Source organism: Halomonas sp. McH1-25 (genome assembly GCF_022348165.1).
Lineage (GTDB): Bacteria > Pseudomonadota > Gammaproteobacteria > Pseudomonadales > Halomonadaceae > Modicisalibacter.
On sequence record NZ_JAKRFI010000004.1, the window covers coordinates 140486 to 159706 of the forward strand.

General features: G+C 63.6%; 17 protein-coding genes. 10 read left to right on the forward strand and 7 right to left on the reverse strand.

What is annotated here, in order from left to right:
* Positions 1-33 precede the first annotated feature (33 nt).
* Both MHM84_RS12170 and MHM84_RS12175 read left to right on the forward strand, forming a co-directional pair.
* Positions 34-651: a TetR family transcriptional regulator gene (locus MHM84_RS12170; protein WP_239266509.1), complete on the forward strand. Its 618-nt coding sequence runs from the start codon at positions 34-36 to the stop codon at positions 649-651.
* 68 nt (positions 652-719) lie between these two features.
* Positions 720-1631 carry an alpha/beta hydrolase gene (locus tag MHM84_RS12175; RefSeq protein ID WP_239266511.1) on the forward strand — a complete coding sequence of 304 codons (912 nt, stop codon included), beginning with the start codon at positions 720-722 and terminating at the stop codon, positions 1629-1631.
* Between the two features lie 110 nt (positions 1632-1741).
* On the opposite strand, the gene MHM84_RS12180 is transcribed toward MHM84_RS12175, so the two are convergent.
* Genes MHM84_RS12180 through MHM84_RS12190 form a run of 3 tightly spaced genes read right to left on the reverse strand, consistent with a single transcriptional unit; the run spans position 1742 to position 5585 of the window.
* Complete coding sequence (locus tag MHM84_RS12180; RefSeq protein ID WP_239266513.1) at positions 1742-2572, reverse strand: fructosamine kinase family protein; 831 nt, start codon at positions 2570-2572, stop codon at positions 1742-1744.
* Positions 2573-2617: 45 nt separating this feature from the next.
* Positions 2618-4414, reverse strand: a complete 1797-nt coding sequence (locus MHM84_RS12185) for a monovalent cation:proton antiporter-2 (CPA2) family protein (RefSeq protein WP_239266515.1) — start codon at positions 4412-4414, stop codon at positions 2618-2620.
* Positions 4415-4439: 25 nt separating this feature from the next.
* Positions 4440-5585: a GNAT family N-acetyltransferase gene (locus MHM84_RS12190; RefSeq protein WP_239266517.1), complete on the reverse strand. Its 1146-nt coding sequence runs from the start codon at positions 5583-5585 to the stop codon at positions 4440-4442.
* A 98-nt stretch (positions 5586-5683) separates the two neighbouring features.
* Between MHM84_RS12190 and MHM84_RS12195 the strand changes: the two genes are divergently transcribed.
* The gene (locus MHM84_RS12195) at positions 5684-5983 is read left to right on the forward strand and encodes a DUF4190 domain-containing protein (RefSeq protein ID WP_239266519.1); all 300 of its coding nucleotides are present in this window, start codon (positions 5684-5686) and stop codon (positions 5981-5983) included.
* Between the two features lie 71 nt (positions 5984-6054).
* A complete protein-coding gene (locus tag MHM84_RS12200; RefSeq protein WP_239266521.1) occupies positions 6055-7482 on the forward strand; it encodes a coniferyl aldehyde dehydrogenase in 1428 nt (475 codons plus the stop codon).
* A 19-nt stretch (positions 7483-7501) separates the two neighbouring features.
* Here the strand turns inward: MHM84_RS12200 and MHM84_RS12205 are convergent, their stop codons facing one another.
* The 4 genes from MHM84_RS12205 to gap form a co-directional block, all read right to left on the reverse strand.
* Complete coding sequence (locus tag MHM84_RS12205) at positions 7502-8359, reverse strand: dienelactone hydrolase family protein (RefSeq protein WP_239266523.1); 858 nt, start codon at positions 8357-8359, stop codon at positions 7502-7504.
* Positions 8360-8427: 68 nt separating this feature from the next.
* Positions 8428-10104, reverse strand: a complete 1677-nt coding sequence (locus MHM84_RS12210; protein WP_239266525.1) for a sensor domain-containing diguanylate cyclase — start codon at positions 10102-10104, stop codon at positions 8428-8430.
* A gap of 14 nt (positions 10105-10118) precedes the next feature.
* Complete coding sequence (locus tag MHM84_RS12215) at positions 10119-10481, reverse strand: hypothetical protein (RefSeq protein WP_239266527.1); 363 nt, start codon at positions 10479-10481, stop codon at positions 10119-10121.
* Between the two features lie 245 nt (positions 10482-10726).
* The gene (gene gap / locus MHM84_RS12220) at positions 10727-11728 is read right to left on the reverse strand and encodes a type I glyceraldehyde-3-phosphate dehydrogenase (RefSeq protein WP_239266529.1); all 1002 of its coding nucleotides are present in this window, start codon (positions 11726-11728) and stop codon (positions 10727-10729) included.
* 199 nt (positions 11729-11927) lie between these two features.
* On the opposite strand from gap, the gene edd reads away from it, so the two are divergent.
* The 6 genes from edd to MHM84_RS12250 all read left to right on the forward strand — a co-directional run bounded on the left by edd (position 11928) and on the right by MHM84_RS12250 (position 19220).
* Positions 11928-13784: a phosphogluconate dehydratase gene (edd, locus tag MHM84_RS12225; protein ID WP_239266531.1), complete on the forward strand. Its 1857-nt coding sequence runs from the start codon at positions 11928-11930 to the stop codon at positions 13782-13784.
* Positions 13781-14749, forward strand: a complete 969-nt coding sequence (glk, locus tag MHM84_RS12230; protein ID WP_239266533.1) for a glucokinase — start codon at positions 13781-13783, stop codon at positions 14747-14749. Before edd ends, glk begins: the two co-directional genes overlap by 4 nt.
* Complete coding sequence (locus MHM84_RS12235) at positions 14746-15609, forward strand: D-hexose-6-phosphate mutarotase (protein ID WP_239266535.1); 864 nt, start codon at positions 14746-14748, stop codon at positions 15607-15609. Before glk ends, MHM84_RS12235 begins: the two co-directional genes overlap by 4 nt.
* Before the next feature lie 2 nt (positions 15610-15611).
* Positions 15612-16481, forward strand: coding sequence for an aldo/keto reductase (locus tag MHM84_RS12240; protein ID WP_239266537.1), 870 nt, complete (start codon positions 15612-15614; stop codon positions 16479-16481).
* 100 nt (positions 16482-16581) lie between these two features.
* A complete protein-coding gene (gene pgi, locus MHM84_RS12245; protein WP_239266539.1) occupies positions 16582-18252 on the forward strand; it encodes a glucose-6-phosphate isomerase in 1671 nt (556 codons plus the stop codon).
* The gene (locus MHM84_RS12250) at positions 18249-19220 is read left to right on the forward strand and encodes a carbohydrate kinase (protein ID WP_239266541.1); all 972 of its coding nucleotides are present in this window, start codon (positions 18249-18251) and stop codon (positions 19218-19220) included. The genes pgi and MHM84_RS12250 overlap by 4 nt, the downstream gene beginning before the upstream one ends.
* Position 19221 lies beyond the last annotated feature (1 nt).

Sequence of the window (19221 nt, forward strand, 5' to 3'; positions counted from 1 at the left end):
CCGGCACGTACCGACACAGCGGGGGCCCCTACCATGCCCAGACGAACCAAAGCCGAAGCCGAAGCGACCCGCGAGGCCCTGCTCGATGCCGCCGAGGACGTGTTCTACGACAACGGCGTGGCACGCACCTCACTGGAGCAGATTGCCCGCCATGCCGGCATGACCCGTGGCGCGGTCTACTGGCACTTCAAGAACAAGGCCGACCTGTTTCACGCCCTCCTCGATCGTGTACGCATGCCCTTCGAGGAGATGATGGACGAGGTCCGTGCGACGACGGATGTCGAGTCGCCCCTGGAAACCCTGCGCCTGGCCTGCCTCAATGGCCTGACGCGCATCGAACAGCCCAAGTCCCGGCGTATCCATGCCATCCTCCTGCACCGCTGTGAGTTCTTCAGCGACATCAATCCGCTGGAAATGCAGAACCGCCTGGTGGAAGAGTGTCAGGCCGGCATGCGCGAGCAATTTCGTCATGCCCATGAGCTGGGCCTGCTGGCGCCTCACCTGTCTCCGGACACGGCCTCACGCCTGTTGCAAACCACCTTGGGAGGGCTCATCCACGACTGGCTGCGCAATCCGGAGCGCTTCTCTCTTCAAGAAGAGGGCCGTGAACTGGTCAACTCCCTCTTCCGGCTCATGCGAAGAGAGCCATGAGATTCGCATGTTGCAAAGCAGCGTAGTCGCTACACTGCCTTTACGCATAGCGATACGGGGGGAGAGCCATGGACGCGCTGGAGCTGGTGGAGATCAGGGCGCAGGAAATTGCGGTTCGCATTTGGCATCCCCAGGCGTCTCGCACGCTGATCGCCTGGCATGGCCTGGCCCGCCACGGGGGCGATTTCGACGGGCTGGCCCGCGAACTCGGCCCCGACTGGCGAATCATCGCCCCCGACACACCCGGGCGGGGACTGTCGAGCTGGTCACTGTTTCCGGCACACGATTACCTCTACGAGCGCTACATGCAGTTAGCCCTGGCACTGCTCGATCATTTTCGGCTGACCCATGTCGCCTGGCTGGGGACATCGATGGGTGGTTTGCTGGGCATGATGCTGGCCGCCTCCGACCAGGGACGCGATCGCATCGAGCGTCTCGTCATCAATGACGTCGGCCCCGAGATCGAAACCGAGGGCCTGAGCGATCTGGCCAGCTACTTCGCTGTCCCACACTTTTTTCCCAATTTTGGCGCCCTGTTGAACGAGGTCAAGTCGCACTATACCGGCTTCGGCATCGACAACGAGGACGACTGGCGTCGCCTAACGCTGAATAGCGCCCGACGCCTGCCCGATGGCACCTGGACGTTTCACTACGATCCACGCATCGCCGAACAGTTCTTCCACGACACACCTCGCGACCTGTGGGCGGATTGGCGCGCCATCCACTGCCCGCTGATGGTCATCCGCGGCGAGTTTTCGCCGTTACTCAGCGAAGCGACGGTCGAACGCATGCAGGAGATCCATCCGGACATGGCATCACTGACCGCCGCCGGCTGCGGCCATGCCCCCATGCTGGACCGTGCCGCGCAGGTCACTCCGATCCGGGAGTTTCTGGAGCATTCGGGCGATGCCGAACGCCGGCCGCGCCAAACCGCTGGCTGGTGGCAGAAGCTCCGGCAGCGTCTGGTCTCGACCCGCTAGCTTCCTGCATCGTCATGGTGCAAATCGTCTTGCCGGCCGTTTCGCTGCACCGACTGATCCCACCTACGCGCGTTTCAGCGTCCATTGCCGGACCGCAATGGCGGTATGCATTACAGCAGCCCGGCAATGGCGCGCTCCACCGCGCCACGATAGCCGCTACCGAACAGCAGCAGGTGGTTGAGCAGCGGATAGAGCTGGAACAGGGTCTGGCGGCGCGGCCAGTCGTCCGGCGCCGGCCCATCCCAGTACGCCTCGAAAAACGCTGCCGAGGGCGATCCGAACAGCGTCAGCATGGCCAGGTCCACCTCGGGATAGTGCCGGTAGACGGCCGGGTCGATGATTGCCGGGCCACGCGGCGTGTAAAGTACGTTCCCCGACCAGAGATCGCCATGCAGCAGGCTGGGGCGGGTATCGGGCAGCCATTCATCGAGCCGCTCGGCGACACTCTCGAGCGAGCCCAGCATCGCCTTGTCCAACAGTCCCTCGTCGTGACAGGCCCTGCCCAACGGCAGAAGGCGATACTCGCGCTGAAACGTGCGGCCATCATCGCAAGGCGTATTGGGCTGGGGCGTCAGCCCACAGGCATTGTCGCGCTCCCAGCCGTGGGTCTCACCGGTCACTGCATGCAATTCGCGCAATCCTTCGCCAAACGCTTGCTCGTCGCGACGCCCGCCGGCATCCAGCGCCTCCATGACCAGCAGGTCGTCGTCGAGTCCCAATACCTGGGGTAACACCAGCCAGGTACCGGCCGCATGCAGCGACCGCAGCCCGTCGGCCTCGCCGGCCAGACGCTGGGCATCGTCCTGCTTGAGTACCACGGGGCCCTGCTGGGTTTCCAGGCGCCATACCGCGGCAATGTCGCCCCCGGCCAAGGGCGTCAGCTCGCCCTGGGCAGTGAGACCCAACGACTCCAGGCGTTCACGCCAGTGTTTGGGCACCATGTCACTCCTCCTTGTCCGATCGACGCCAGGCATTGCCAAGCAGCGTCAAGGCACTTCCGGCTCGGTACGCTCCACGCCCGGCGTCCCGTCGCGCAGCGGCCGACCTCCCAGTTCCTTCTGGAACAAGGATTGCAGTTCGGCCATGGCCGCTTTCTCGTTGGCCACCAGCGTCTCCTCGTCGTGGCGATGCTCGTAGGAATCCTGGAACAAGCGAATGTCGAAATCACGGAAGGTGCGCACGGCATCCATGGCGTTGGAGCTCGGATAGCCCAGTCCCTTGAGCACTTCGGCACTCATTTCCAGGCTCGCCGGAAACGTCTCGCGGACCACGCCGTCGACACCGATCTCCATCAGTAGCCAGGCATGGTGGCGATTGCGCGCTCGCGCAAAGACCTTGAGCTGGGGAAAATGCAGCTTCGCCAGCCGGGCGATGGTATTTGCCGTATCGGCATCGTCGACTGCGATCACCAGCACGCGGGCCTGCTCGGCGCCAGCAGCCCTGAGCAGATCCAGGCGTGTGGCATCGGCATAGTAGATACGCGACCCGAAGCGGCGAATGAACTCCACCTGGCGAATGTTGGGATCGAGCGCGGTGAAGTTGATGTCTTGGGTCTTGAGCATGCGCGCCACCATCTGGCCGAAACGCCCCAGCCCGGCAATCAGTACCGGCGGAGAATCGTCGCCGAAATCGCCATCGTAGGCCCGCGTTTCGCGAAACCTTGCCCCGAAACGCTCACCGGCCCGATAGAGGAACGGCGTCAACGCCATCGACAGCGTGACCGCGGCGATGCACAGGCTGGCGATGCGTTGATCGAAGACCTCGGCACTGACCGCTGCAGTCAGCAGCACGAAAGCGAACTCGCCGCCTTGGGCAATCACCGTCGCCAGGCGCGGCAGCTCGGTCCATGGCAGCCGCGCCACCAGCCCCACCCCGGCAATGATGGACATTTTGGCGATCAATAGCCCGAAGGTGATGCCCAGTACCCACAACAGATTGTCGAATACCAGCGCCAGATCCACCGACATGCCCACGGCAATGAAGAACAGCCCCAGCAACAACCCCTTGAATGGCTCGATGTTGGCCTCGAGTTCGTGCCGGTAGACGGTATCGGCGAGCAGAACGCCGCCCAGAAAGGCGCCCAGCGCCATCGACAACCCGGCCCACTCCATGACCAGCGCCATGCCCAGCACCATGAACAGTGCCGAGGCGGTAAAGACCTCGTGAACGGCGCTACGTGCCACGACCGCCAATACCCGTGGGAAGACCAGCCGGCCGAAGACGATAGCGGCCACCACGCACCCCACCCCACGCAGCACGGCCAGCCAGGAGTCCTCGGAGGTCACGGCGATCTCGCCGGCGAACAGCGGCAGCAGCGCCAGATCCTGGAAGAGCAGAATGGCAAAGGCCGCCTGGCCATGCGGCGACGGTAGCTGGTGATGCTCGTTGAGCACCTGCAAGGCAAACGCCGTCGATGACAAGGCCAGAATCAGCCCCAGCAGGACCGACACCTCGACCGACAATCCCAGCGTCAGTCCGAGCGGCATCAGTAGCGCGGCACAGCCCAGCAATTGCAGCACGCCGAGGCCGAACAAACGCTTGCGCATCGCCCATAGGCGCGAGGGCTCCAATTCGAGGCCGATGATGAACAGCAGCATGACGACACCGAACTCGGCGAAGTGCAGCACGGTCTCAGGCTCGGCGATGAAGCCGGTGACCGACGGGCCGAGTATCAACCCGGCGGCAAGATAGCCAAGGATCGAACCGAGCCCAAGACGCTGGAAAAGAGGCACGGCGATGATTGCCGCCCCTAGCAGTACCGCCGCTTCATAAAGAAAGTGCATGTAACCGGACCACCCTTGTCTTGCGTTACTGTTGATTCTCAGGCTGACGAAACGGCAGGCGCGTCAGCGCTTGGCGGTGGTAAGCCTCGATGTAGCCGCGCTCCTCCTTGCAGAAGCGCGCCACTGCCCGGTGAAATTCGGGATGGGCGATGTGATGCAGCGAGCGCAAGCGCCGCGGGGCAAAGCCACGCACCAGCTTGTGCTCACCCTGGGTACCCGGATCGAAGCGTACCAGGCCATGCGCCAGACAATGCTCGATTCCCTGGTAGTAACACGTTTCGAAATGCAGGCAATCCGCCTCCACCTCACTGCCCCAGTAACGCCCATAGAGGGTATGGCTGCCCTGCAGGCACAATGCCGATGCGACCGGCTGCCCCTCCAGGCGCGCCTGCACCAGCAGCAGCGACTCCGGCATACGCTCGCGCAGGCGTTGGAAGAACGCCCTCGGCAGGTAGGGATGCTGTCCGCGTTCCATATAAGTGATCCGGTAACAGCGGTAGAAGTGCTCCAGCGCAGCATCGTCGATGTGCGTACCGGCCAGACGGTGCATGACCAGCCCCTGCTCCCCGACGCGGCGTCGTTCGCGGCGGATCTCCTTGCGGCGCTTCGAGGTCATCGCGGCAAGAAAGCCCTCGAAGTCGCCGAAGCCCCGGTCCTGCCACTGGAACTGCACGGCATGCCGCTCGATGAGTTGCGGATGTACCTGCAGCCAGTCATCCACCTCGGCGTCATCGGCAAACAGCAGATGCCAGCTCGACTGGTCATCGTTGCAGCATTGCGCGGCCAGGGCCCGCAAAACGTCCTGTCGCTGCGCCTCTCGACTCAGCAGTACCCGAGGGCCAGGCACCGGCGTGTAGGGGACGGCCGTCAACCCCTTGGGATAATACTCGCCCCCGGCACGCTCCCAGGCGTCCGCCCAAGCCCAATCGAACACGTACTCGCCGTAGGAGTGATCCTTGGCATAGCGTGGCATTGCCGCCACCAACGAGCCGTCTTGCCATACCAGCAGGTGACGTGGCGACCATCCCGTCTCGGGCGTCACCGCCCCGGTGGCTTCCAGGGCGTGCAGGAATTCATGGCGCAGGAAGGGGTGATCGCTACCGACCAGGGCATTCCAAGGGTCGGCAGGAACCGCCTCGATGGCATCGATCGTGGTTACTTCACAATGCATTTCGTCTCCCATCATGGCGTGTAACGCCAGGCGCATTCACGATAGCCCCCGGTTGGGTTACTGTCTAAGGGCCAGGCGACACAAACAGAGAGACAGACATGGCCGAGTACCCTTCGTTCCCTCCCCCTTCGCCCTCCCCCGACAGGACCAACCTGATGGCTGTGGTTGCCTTCGGTCTGAGCGTGCTGGCGGTGTTCGTCGCGCCGGCGGCCTTGGGCGGCGTGGTGTGTGGGCATATCGCCCGACACCAGATCCGCCAGAGCGGCGAACAGGGCGATGGATGGGCCCTGGCAGCGCTGATTCTGGGCTACCTGCTCATCCTGGTGTCGCTGGCGGGCCTGCTGCTGTTCGGCGGTTTCGTGCTCACCATGTTCGGTATCATGGCATTCACGGTCTAGGCTTTACGAAACCTGCCTGCACCCGGCATACCGCATTGAAAAATCAGCTCACGAAGCCTAGGGGTGTTTGCATGACGATGACGGAGACTGTTCCCACCCTGGCCGGCGTCACCTCGCTGCAGCGTCGTTTTGCCCAGCAGCAGGCCGCGTTTCGCCAAGCGCCCTACCCGACCCTGGCGACGCGTCGCGATCGCCTGGCCCGGCTGGAACGCATGACCCTGCGTCATACCGATGAGATCGAGCGCGCCATCCGCCAGGACTACGGCCACCGTTCATCGGTCGAGACCCGGCTGGCTGAAATCACCACGCTCAAGATGGCACTACGCCACACTCGCCGGCATCTCAAGCGCTGGATGCGTCCGCAGCGCGTGGCGCTCAACTGGCGCTTCCTGCCGGCACGAGGCGAGATCCACCGTCAGCCGCTGGGCGTGGTGGGCATCATTTCACCCTGGAACTATCCCTGGCAACTGGCCCTGTTGCCCGCGCTCAGCGCCCTGGCTGCCGGCAATCGCGTCATGATCAAGCCCAGTGAGCTGACCCCGGCCACCTCACGCCTGATGGCGGAGCTTGCCGAGCGCTACTTCGACGAGGACGAGCTGTGCGTCATCACCGGTGACCGGGAAACCGGCAAGGCCTTCGCCAGCCTACCCTTCGATCACTTGTTCTTCACCGGCTCCACCCAGGTCGGCCGTCAGGTTGCCCAGTCTGCTGCCGCCAACCTGACGCCGGTCACGCTCGAACTCGGTGGCAAGTCGCCCGCCATCGTCGCCGACGATGCCGACCTTGACGAGGCAGCCCAACGTATCGCCTTCGGCAAGTGGCTCAACGCCGGCCAGACCTGTATCGCACCGGATTACGTGCTGGTCTCCGAACGGCGACTCAAAAGCCTGACCGAGGCCCTCGAGCGTACCGTCAAGCGCTTTTATCCCCGCCTGGCGGGCAATGACGATTACACGGCCATCATCAGCCGCCGGCATCGGCAGCGACTCATCGCTCTAAGAGACGATGCAGAGAATCGGGGCTGTCGCGTGATCGAAATGGGCGCCAATGCCGAGCAGCTGGAAGCGAGCGGCAAGCTGCCACCCACGCTCGTCATCAATCCCCATGACACGCTGACGCTGATGCAAGAGGAAATCTTCGGGCCGCTGTTGCCGATCATTGGCGTCAAGGACGACGAGGCAGCCATCGACTACGTCAATCGGCATCCCCGCCCCCTGGCCCTCTACGCGTTCACCCGCAACGCCGCCTATCGTGAACGGCTGATGACCCATACTCACTCAGGCGGCATGGCGTTCAACGACACGCTACTTCAGGCCGCCCAGGACACCCTGCCCTTCGGCGGCATCGGCCAGAGCGGCATCGGCGCCTATCATGGCGAACACGGTTTCGTCACCTTCAGCCACGAGCGCAGCGTCTTCCATCAGGCCCGGCGCAATATGGCCTGGTTGATGCAGCCGCCTTACCGGCGCTGGCTGATGAAGCTGCTTCGCGTCATCTGACCACGCCGGAAAGGAGCGATCAGTTGTCGTTGAGTGCCTCATCCAGCGCGAGCAACGCTGCCTGCCAGGACGCCGCATCGGCGGCGGCATTGTAGCCCAGCGGCAAACCGTACTCCTCGGCTACCTCGTCGGCTTCGGGGCTGGTAAAGCCATGCGTTGCGCCCGGATAGTGGACCACCTTCACCTCGGCGCCCTGCGCCTCGAGCGCCTTGGCCATGTCCATTAGCGCCTCGCGCTCGACCAGCGGATCCTCGGCGCCGTTATGGATCTGTACGACACCGCCGAACGATTGAGGATTCTTGACGGCCCGGGTCGGGCTGCCATGGAAGCTGATTGCCGCCTCGATCGGCATTCCCGAGAGCGCCATGTTCATGACGATGCCGCCGCCGAAGCAATAGCCAATGGCCGCCATGCCGGTATCCGCCACGGCGGGATGTTCGCTCAGCTTGGTCATGGCGGCCTCGAGGCGTGCACGCGCCGCAGGCCAATCCTGCATGACCTGACTCGAAAAGGCTCCGGCTTCATCGGGGTGGGTCGCGACCTGGCCCTGGCCATACATGTCGACGGCCAATGCCACGAAGCCCAGCGCGGCCAACTGGTCGGCACGCCGCCTGGCGTAGTCGTTCAACCCCCACCATTCATGAACGATCAGCACGGCGGGGCGCGGCGTCTTGTCGTTGACGTTGCGGGCCAGATACCCCTGGTAAGTCTCGCCACCGGTGGAATATTCGAACGGCTCGCCCTTGACCAGCGGACCTTGAACGACATCGATCTCGGCATCGTCGACCTGTGTGGGGTTGGTCTGGATCTGGGCCTGTGCCGAGGCCGCCAGCATCAGGACCGGCAGCAGACACAACCACGTGAAGCGGGCTTTCATACCAATCTCCTTGTTTTTCGTGGCTCCCGACAGCGCCGGTCTGTGATGTACAAGCCGTTGAACGTCGCTCACGACTCGGCGGACAGGGCTTGATGCACACGATTGCGGCCTTCACGCTTGGCCACGTAGAGCCCCATGTCGGCACGGTGCATCAGATCGTCCAGCGTCTCGCCATCACGACGCTCGGCGATGCCGAAGCTGACGGTAAAGTTGAGCCATTGGCCATGGAACTCGACTCGGACGCCCTCGAATTTCTTGCGTAACCGCTCGGCAAGTATCGCCGATTCGCTCAACGAGCGCCCAGTGAGCACCAAAGCGAACTCCTCCCCACCGATGCGGCCAAAAATATCATGGGAACGCAACGTACTGCGACATATCTCCCCGAGACTGGCCAGGACCAGGTCGCCGGCAGCATGCCCCCAAGTATCGTTGATGGCCTTGAAGTGGTCGATATCGAAGATCATCAACGACAGCCGCGACGGCATGCTCTCGGCCGCTTCGATCGACGATTTCAAGCACCCCAGGAAGGCACCGCGATTGAGAGCCCCCGTCAGACTGTCGGTGGTCGACAGCTCGTGAAGCTTCATCTCGCGCAGCTTGCGATCGGTAACGTCCCGCCCCACGGCGAGAACCCACTCGTAGCGGCCATTGTACGGATTGATGTAGGGCGAACAGCTGGTTTCCAGCCAGAGGTAGTGGCCCTGGCAGTGACGAACCCGCAATTCGATCTGGAGATTGCGCCCCATGCGCGAGGATTCGTGGATGCGACGCTGGATGCGGGGGGCATCGTCAGGCGGCAGCAATTCCATCAGGGCGCGTGCCGTCAGGTCTTCCGGCACGTAGCCCAGTACGTTACTGACCGACGGCGATGCATAGCGGCAGATACCATCGGCATCGATCAGCATGATCAGGTCGCTGACGTGCTCGACGATGAAGCGGTAGCGACGCTCGCTTTCGGCAAGCGCATGCTGGGCCTGCTTGCGCAGGGTCACGTCCTCGCAGAAACCATGCCATAGGGTACTGCCGTCAGGCTCGCGCTCCGGCGACGCATGGCCGCACACCCACAATTCACGCCCATCCGGGTGGATACAGCGAAATTCGTAGCGCCAGACGCTCAAGCGCGAGGCACTGCGCCGGATGCTCCGCCATAGCCCATCGATATCATGAGGATGAACGCAGGATAGCGCTGTCTCGGCACAGTCAATGATGGCCTGGGGAGAAATCCCGAACAGGCGCAGTATGCCCGAACTCACCAAAGGGAAGGACAGCGCTCCCTCCGGGCTCATCCGGCACTGATAGAGCGTGCCAGGAAGCTGTTCGCTGAGCTTCTCGAAGCGCTGAAGCAGGTTCTGCCGCTCAGTGACATCGACCAACGACCCCACTAACTCGCTGATGGCGCCTTCACCATCGCGGTGAATGACGACATCGTCCTGCAGATGATGTAACGATCCGTCGTGATGGCGCAGGGTGTAGTGCAAGGAGACTTGGCTTTCTCCTTCCCGGCAGGCCCGGCTCAGCCGCGCCAGAACCTCGTCTCGCGACGCGGCCGTCAGCAGATCAAGCCAACGGGCGGGGGATTCACGCAGCCAGTCACGATCGATGCCGCACAATGTCTTTACGTTGACGCCCAGGTAGTGAAGCTTGCCCTGCCACCACTGGGCATCCGTGGCATAGACTACCGCCGGTGACGCGCAAAGCAGTGCATCGAGAAACCGGGGCAGCAGCTGCAACGACGTTGCCGGCATATTCGTGACATCCTCTATGACGTTCCTTGTGCCAGCGCGAAGCGGGGCGCCTCGATCGCCGTGATCGGCTCATCCTTGATGTTTTCCACAGCCGGCGCCGGCAATCGCGGCAGGCCGGCTGTGGAAACGAGGGCCTGGTGGCCGTTGCCCCAGACTCTCCGGCTCGGGGGCACGGTATCGCAGGCCTGAACCAGGGTGCGCAGCTCGTGAGGCGGCAACGGCACGCGTTCGGCCCTTCCCTGCCCTTCCCAGACAATCAGCAATGCCGGCTGCCCGCCATTCTGATCGATGCCGATGATGCACCCTTGGCGTCGACGTCGAGGGTCGCGCAAGCGAGCCCCGATCAACCGCTGTGCTTGGGTAACGCTATCATTCATGTGCAATGCAGTCTGTAAAACATTGGTCCTTAAATTTACTTAAAGCTAACACAACCGGATACGACCGTACGCACCGATTGGGGCTTGCAAACCCGCACTTTAACGCTATCCGTGGCACGTCTCCATGCCTGCATGTGCCAATCCATTCCAGCACAGCGGTGCATCTGCGCAAGCAGCACAAAAAAGGGTGCCGAAGCACCCTTTCCCATCGCATCGTCTTGCCGAGCCAAGCTCCAGCCTTCGGCTCAGGCCGTGGCCTGCATGACCAGCGCCGTGTCCAGCATACGATTCGAGAATCCCCACTCGTTATCGTACCAGGCCATGACCTTGACCAGCCGGCCATTCACGCGGGTATGGTTGGCATCGAAGATAGACGAATGCGCGTTATGGTTGAAGTCGATCGACACCAGGGGTTGAGCGTTGACGTCCAGAACATCCGACTGGGCGGCCGCCTGCTTGACGATGTCGTTGACTTCCTCCTTGCTGGTGTCGCGACTGGCGGTGAACACCAGATCGACCAGGGAGACGTTGATGACCGGCACGCGCACCGCCAGCCCGTCGAACTTGCCTGCCAGCTCGGGCAGTACCAGGCCAACCGCCGCCGCCGCACCGGTCTTGGTAGGAATCATCGACTGGGTAGCGCTGCGTGCCCGGTACGGATCCTTGTGATAAACGTCGGACAGGTTCTGGTCGTTGGTATAGGCATGCACCGTCGTCATCAGCCCATTGTCGATACCGATGGCATCGTTGAGCGCCTTGGCCAGCGGCGCCAGGCAATTGGTGGTGCATGATGCATTGGAGACGACGCGGTGTTCCGGCTTGAGTACATGCTCGTTGACACCATAGACCACCGTGGCATCGGCGTCCGAGGTGGCCGTCGATATCAGCACGCGGCCGGCACCGGCCTCGAGGTGCTTGGCCGCATCGGCCCGCTTGGTGAACAGCCCCGTGCACTCCATGACCAAGTCGACCTGCAACTTGTCCCACGGCAGCTGGGCCGGGTCGCGCTGGGCGAAGGTATCGATCCGATCCCCATCGACAATCAGCGCTTGCTCGTCGTGTTCGACGGAACGGCCGAAATGACCATGCACACTGTCGTGCCGGAGCAGATGTGCATTCAGGGCCGGATCGCCCAGGTCATTGATGGCAACGACCTGAACCCGATCGCGGTAGCCGTTTTCATAAAGAGCGCGTAGTACGTTACGACCGATGCGCCCGAAACCGTTGATGGCGATACGCAGCGTCATGTGACCTCCTAACTGCAACGAAGTAGTTGGCGTGAATCCGAAGTGACCACGCTCGCCTGCCGCAGGTGGCGATCAGGAGGCAGTCACGATGAAACAATCCTACGCTTTAGACCATAATCTGACCCAAAAGGGTCACGACATTCAAGCCCCGTTTTGGTAAGTTTACGAAATACTATACCGACCGTGAAGAGAGGTTCCCATGGCCGTTCATGAAACCGTGTCCCGCGTGACTCAGCGCATTCGCGAACGCTCGCTTGACCGGCGCGCGCTCTACGAGCGTCATATGCAGGACCAGCACCGCCGTGGCGTTCACCGGGGCGAGCTGTCCTGTGGCAACCTGGCCCATGGCTTTGCCGCCTGCGGTGCAGAGGACAAGAACCAGCTGAAAATGATGAACAGTGCCAACCTGGCCATCGTTTCGTCATATAACGACATGTTATCGGCGCATCAGCCGTTCGAGACCTTCCCCGAACTCATCAAGAGCGCTGCGCGAAACATGGGCTCCACGGCCCAGTTCGCCGGCGGCGTGCCCGCCATGTGCGACGGTGTGACTCAAGGTCAGCCGGGCATGGAGCTATCACTGTTTTCCCGTGACGTAATCGCCATGGCCACCGGCGTGGCGCTATCGCACAACATGTTCGACGCGGCACTGTTGCTCGGTATCTGTGACAAGATCGTGCCCGGTCTGTTCATCGGCACTGCGCGATTCGGTCACCTGCCGGCGATTTTCGTTCCCGGCGGCCCGATGACCAGCGGCCTGCCCAACAAGGAAAAGGCGCGTGTACGCCAGCTCTACACCGAGGGCAAGGTTGGCCGTGACGAACTGCTCGAAGCCGAGTCGCAGTCCTATCACGGGCCGGGCACCTGCACCTTCTACGGCACGGCCAACTCCAACCAGTTGATGATGGAGATGATGGGCCTGCATCTGCCCGGCGCCTCCTTCGTCAACCCTTACACACCGCTGCGTGACGCCCTGACCCAGTATGCGACGGAGCAGGCGATTCGCAACAGCGAGCCCGGCGGCGACTACCGTCCCTTCTGGCAGCAAATCGACGAGAAGGCGATCGTCAACGCGGTAATCGGACTGCTCGCCTCGGGCGGCTCGACCAACCATACGCTGCACCTGGTAGCGATGGCCGGCGCCGTGGGCCTGACGTTGACCTGGGACGATTTCACCGAGCTGTCCGCAGTGATTCCCAGCCTGACCCGTATCTACCCCAACGGTCAGGCCGACGTGAACCATTTCCAGGCCGCGGGCGGCATGAGCTTCCTGATTCGCACGCTGCTCGATGCCGGCTTGCTCCACGAGGACATTCCCACCGTCTTCGGCGGCTCCATGCGCGACTACACCAAGGAGCCCTTCCTTCAGGACGGCAAGCTGGTATGGCGCGAAGGCCCCACCGAGAGCATGGATCCCGACGTGCTGCGTCCGGTTACCGATCCGTTCTCGCCCACTGGCGGGATGACCGTGCTCGACGGCAACCTTGGTCGCGGCGTGATCAAGATTTCCGCCGTACAGCCGGAACATCGCGTGGTCGAAGCGCCGGTGCGCCTGTTCAGCGACCAGGGTCAGCTCAAGGCGGCCTTCGATGCCGGCGAGCTCGACCGTGACGTGGTGGTGGTGGTCCGTTTCCAGGGGCCGCGCGCCAATGGCATGCCTGAGCTGCACCAGCTCACGCCCTACCTCGGCGTGCTGCAGGATCGCGGCTACAAGGTCGCCCTGGTCACCGATGGGCGCATGTCCGGCGCCTCCGGCAAGGTGCCGGCCGCCATCCACCTCTCCCCCGAAGCGGTCGATGGCGGCCCGCTGGCGCGCCTCAAAGAAGGCGACGTGGTGCGCCTGGACGCCAACGCGGGCGAGCTCAATGCCCTGGTCGACGATGCCGAGTGGCAAGCCCGCGAATTGGCCACCACCAACCTCGAGGACTACCGCTATGGCATGGGCCGTGAGCTGTTCGCCGGCTTCCGCAGCCAAGTCGGTCGCGCCGAGGACGGCGCCGCCACTTTCGGCGGTTTCGAGGCTCAGGATCTGATCGAAAAGGACGGCCAGGCATGACCCGAGCGGCACTGATCGGCGATATCGGCGGCACCAATGCACGCTTCGCCCTGGTGACGCCGGATTCGTTCGACCTGCACGACATCCAGACGTTGCCCTGTGCGGATTATCCGCACCTGGTGGATGCCGTGCGCGACTATCTGGAGCGCATCGGCGCGACCGGCGAGGATGCGCCGGTGGAAGCCTGCCTGGCCTTCGCCTGCCCGGTGCATGACGATATCGTGACCATGACCAATAACCACTGGAGCTTCTCCAAGCGGGACGTAAAGGAAACTCTCGGTTTCGAACTGTTCAAGGTCATCAACGATTTCACGGCGCAGGCATTGGGCGTACCTCATGTCGCCGAGGACGAGCGGGTCCAGGTCAAGCCGGGACAGGCCGAGCCACGCCGGGCACGGTTGATCATGGGTCCCGGCACGGGGCTGGGTGTCGCCGGCCTGTTTCCGGGAAGCGAGGCCTGGATTCCGCTGACCACCGAAGGGGGGCACATCACTTTCGCCCCCACCGATGCACAGGAGTTGAAGCTGGCCGGCTATTTCATCAGCCGCTATGGTCGCGTCTCGGTGGAGCGCCTGCTGTGCGGTCAGGGGCTGCTCGACCTGTACCGCGCCCATGCGGAGTTGCACAAGGTGCCGCCACGCTACAATACCCCCGCGGAAATCACCGGGGCGGCACGCGCCGGTGATAGCGTAGCGGTCGAGACCCTTCAGCGCTTCCTCAAGATCATGGGCGATGTGTGCGGCGACGCGGCGCTGTCTCTCGGCGCGCGAGGCGGTGTCTACCTGTGCGGCGGTATCATGCCGCGCTTGATCGACTGGCTGCAGCACAGCCGCTTTCAAGAAGCCTTCATCAACAAGGGGCGTATGCGCGAGTACAATGACAGCATCCCCATCTGGGTGGTCACCGCGCCCTGGACCGGGCTGCTGGGAGCTGCCGAAGCGCTACACAACAAGGAGGTGGAATGATTCCCCAATCCCTGCGCGTACTGCTCGATGCCACTGACGGCCAACGCCAGGCCGAGTGGGAGGGCCGTCGTGTATGGCTGGCCCGCGAGACCTGGGGCGAACTGGCCGTGTCATTGCAAGGCGCCCAAGTCCTGCATTTTCGTCCTGCCGGTGAAGAGGGCGATGGATGGCTGTGGGTCACCTCGACTCCCCAAGCCTTGCCCGGCGCGATTCGCGGCGGCATTCCCTTGTGCTGGCCCTGGTTCGCCGACGAGTCGCCGGACGGTCAGGGGCCGATGCATGGCACGGCGCGCAAGGCCGAGTGGCGACTCGACGCCGCCGATGAACACGAACAGGGCGTCGAGCTGCACCTGTCGCCCGAGGAACGTCTGCACGATCAGCTGGTGCCCCGCGCCGTGATTCAGGCCAATGCCCAGCGTCTGCACGTCGAGCTGATCACCGAACACCGTGGCGAAACGCCGGTCAAGTACACCGGCGCCCTGCACACCTATTTCAGCGTGAGCGACACGCACCGCTGCCGCATCGAAGGCCTGGCCGGGGCCCGTTACCTGGACAAGCTCAAAGGGTTCGCCGAAGGCGTTCAGCAGGGCGAGCCGGGCATTCGCAGCGCCATCGACCGCATCTACCAGTCCAACCGCGAGGTGGTTCTCGACGACGATACGCGCAGGCTGCGTATCGCCAAGCAGGGTAGCGATTCCACCGTGGTCTGGCACCCTGACAGCGAGCTGCCCGCGGATACGCCATCCGACGTGGCGCGGCGCTTCTTGTGCGTCGAGGCAGCCTGCACACGTGTCGACCCGGTATGGCTGGTGCCGGGCGCCCAGCACCTGCTGGCCACCACGATTTCGCGAGACAGCTAACCATGACGCCCGGCTTCGACGTTCCGTTCCTGCTGGGCATGATGCGCCTCAGCGACTCGCCAGCGTTAAGCGACCCCAGGATCCTGGCGGATTGGATCGAGGCCAGGCTCGACGAGGGCCTGGTGTGGTTCGACCACGCCGATACCTATGGCGACCGCCGCTGCGAGATGCTGTTCGGCGAAGCCCTGGCCCTGCGTCCGGCCCTCAAGCCGCGTATCAGGGTCGTCACCAAGGCCGGCGTGGTATTGCGCAGTCGGGATAGCTCCCGTTTCGGGGTCAAGCACTACGACACCTCACCGGCCTATCTTGGCAAGGCGATCGACGCCAGCCTGTCGCGTCTGGGCGTGGAGCGCCTCGACCACTTCCTCGTGCAGCGTCCCGACCCATTGATGGACGTGAACGCCACTGCACATGCGCTGGATGCCGCCATCGCCGCCGGCAAGGTCGGCGCCGTCGGGGTGTCCAACTTCCTGCCGGAGCAATGGCGCCGCCTGCAGCAGGCCATGGCCAATCCGCTTGCCGTGCATCAGCTGGAGCTGTCGCTGGCGCATCCCGATTCGCTGTTCAGCGGCCTGTACGACGCCGTGCTCAGCGATGGCCACCAGCCAATGGCCTGGTCGTCGCTGGGCGGCGGCTCGGTGTTCGAGGATGTGCTGGGCACGGCCATCGAACGCATTGCCAAGGAATTGCAGATCAGCCACGCCGGCCTGGCCCTGGCCTGGCTGCGCCGCCTGCCCGGCCAGCCGATACCGGTCATCGGCACACTCAAGGAGAGCCGCATTCGCGAACTCGCCCGGGAGGGTCGGGTCGACCTCGATCGCCCGACCTGGTTCGCCTTGCTCGAAGAGGCGCGCAGTCAACGTGTAACCTGAGGCGCTGCGGAGCAGGCTTACCCGGGAGGCGAAGACTGACGCCTTGCCATGCGATAAAGTGACACGATTCACTTTATCGAAAACAACAAAGGACACGTCCATGTTCCAGCTAACCCGCAGCGTTACCTGGCAGGCGTTAGAGCGCCTGCACCGAGACACCGCCAACGACCGTATCCGCGACTACTTCGGCCGCGACCCCCAGCGTTTCGAGAAGATGAGCCTGCGTGTCGGCGGGCTGTTTCTCGATTATTCCAAGCACCATATCTCCGACGCCGTACTCGCCAAGCTGATCGAGCTGGCCGATCATTCGGCGCTGGTGCAGCGGCGTGCGCAGATGTTTTCCGGCGACATCATCAACGTCACCGAGGATCGCCCGGTCCTGCATACCGCACTACGCAACCAGGGCGATGAGCCGGTGATCGTCGACGGCCAGGACGTGATGCCCGAGATCAGGCGCACCCGCGAACAGATTCGCGCCTTCTCCGAGGCCGTGCGCGACGGCAGTTGGCAGGGCTACGACGGCCAACGCATTCGCGATGTCGTCAACATCGGCATCGGTGGCTCGGACCTCGGCCCCAACATGGCCTGCCGCGCGCTGCTCAACTATCGCCACGGCGACCTGAATTTCCATTTCGTCTCCAACGTCGACGGCGCACATATCCAGAAGGTGCTGCGCCGGCTCGATCCGGCCACCACGCTGTTCATCGTCTCGACCAAGACCTTCTCCACCCAGGAGACGCTGCTCAACGCCAAGACTGCCCGGCGCTGGTTTCTCGACAATGCCGGCGAAGACGCCGACGTGGGCGCTCACTTCATCGCGGCCTCCACCAATCGCAAGGCGGCCATGGAGTTCGGCATTCGCGAGGAGAACGTTTTCGAGTTCTGGGCCTGGGTCGGCGGGCGTTACTCGATGTGGTCGTCGATCGGTCTGCCCATTGCGCTGTCGATCGGCTACGAGGGCTTCCTCGAACTGCTCGAAGGCGCCTACGAGATGGACCGTCACTTCATCGAGGCACCCTTCGCCGAGAACATGCCGGTGCTCATGGCCCTGATCGGCATCTGGTACATCAATTTCATGGGCGCCGAGACCCAGGCCATCGTGCCCTACGATCAGGCGCTGCATCAGTTGCCGGCCTTCCTGCAGCAGCTCGACATGGAGTCCAACGGCAAGTCCGTGGATATCTTCGGCCAGCCGGTGAACTACAAGACCGGGCCGATCGTCTGGGGGCAGACCGGTTCCAACGGCCAGCACGCCTTTTTCCAGTTGCTGCATCAGGGCACCCGCTACGTGCCCATCGACTTCATCGCCTCGCTGAAGCCCGAGCCCGGCGTCGAGGAGCACCACTTCGCGCTGCTCACCAACATGCTCGCCCAGGCCAATGCCTTCATGGAGGGCAGCCAGGGAGGCAGCCAGCTCGACCCCTACAGCTGCCCGGGCAATCGCCCCTCGAGTACCCTGCTGCTCGACGAGCTGACGCCACGCAACCTGGGTGCACTGATTGCGCTCTACGAACACAAGGTGTTCGTTCAGGGGGTGATCTGGAACATCAACTCGTTCGACCAATGGGGCGTGCAACTGGGCAAACGCATCGCCGGCGAGATCAGCGAGCGCATCGATGAACGCACCCAGGACTTCGACGCCTCGACCCAAGGTCTGTTAGCGTTGGTACGCCAGCACTTTCCCGCCCACCGGCCCGCCGAGCCACCCGCAGGCGGTCGCTCCCCGGAAAAGTCCAAGGCCAAAGCCACCAGTCAGGGGAAAACGTCATGATTCCCGTCATCGCCTTCGGCGAAGCCCTCGTCGACATGCTATCGAGCCGCCTGGGGAACGACAGCGGACCGGAGACCTTCACGCCCTATGCCGGCGGCGCACCTGCCAATGTCGCCGTGGCCTGCGCCCGGCTCGGCGTACCCAGCCGGTTTCTGGGCATGGTCGGCGACGACCGCTTCGGGCGTTTCCTGACCACCGAGATGGCCAGCCACGGCGTCGACACCTCGGGCGTAGTGACCACTCGACAAGCCCGTACCGCGCTGGCCTTCGTGTCGCGGGATGCCGAGGGCGAGCGCACCTTCGACTTCTATCGCCCACCGGCCGCCGATCTGCTCTACCGGCTCGAACACCTGCCGGCCGGTGTCTTCAGCCAGCCCGCCATCGTGCATATGTGTTCCAATAGCCTGACCGAGGAAAGCATCGCCGAAACGACTCTGGCGCTGGCCGACATCGCCAAACGCTCGGGCAGCCTGGTCAGTGTCGACGCCAACCTGCGCGACAACCTGTGGCCCGAAGGCAACGTGGATATCGGCCTGTCCACGTCGCTGCTCGATCGGGCGCACCTGCTCAAGCTGTCCCGCGAGGAGGTCGACAAACTGCGCGGCGACCATCCCGAGGATGCCTGGCTCAACCGACGGCTCGCCGCCGGGGTGAAGCTGATCGTGATCACCGACGGCCCCCGCCCGGTCGAGATACACCGCCCCGGCCGTCGCCTGAACGTGTTGCCGCCGCAGGTCCGGGCCGTCGACACCACGGCCGGCGGCGACGCCTTCATTGGCGGGTTGCTGGCCATGCTCGCCGAGGCCGATGTGGATGCGGCCGCCTTCACCCGCTGGAGCGAGGACGACGAACGACTGACCCGTGCCGTGGAAACCGCCTGTCGCTGCGGGGCGCATGCGGTGACACGCCCCGGTGCCTATGCCGCCCTGCCCTCACGGGAGGATCTCAAGGCCATGCTCGACGGCTGAG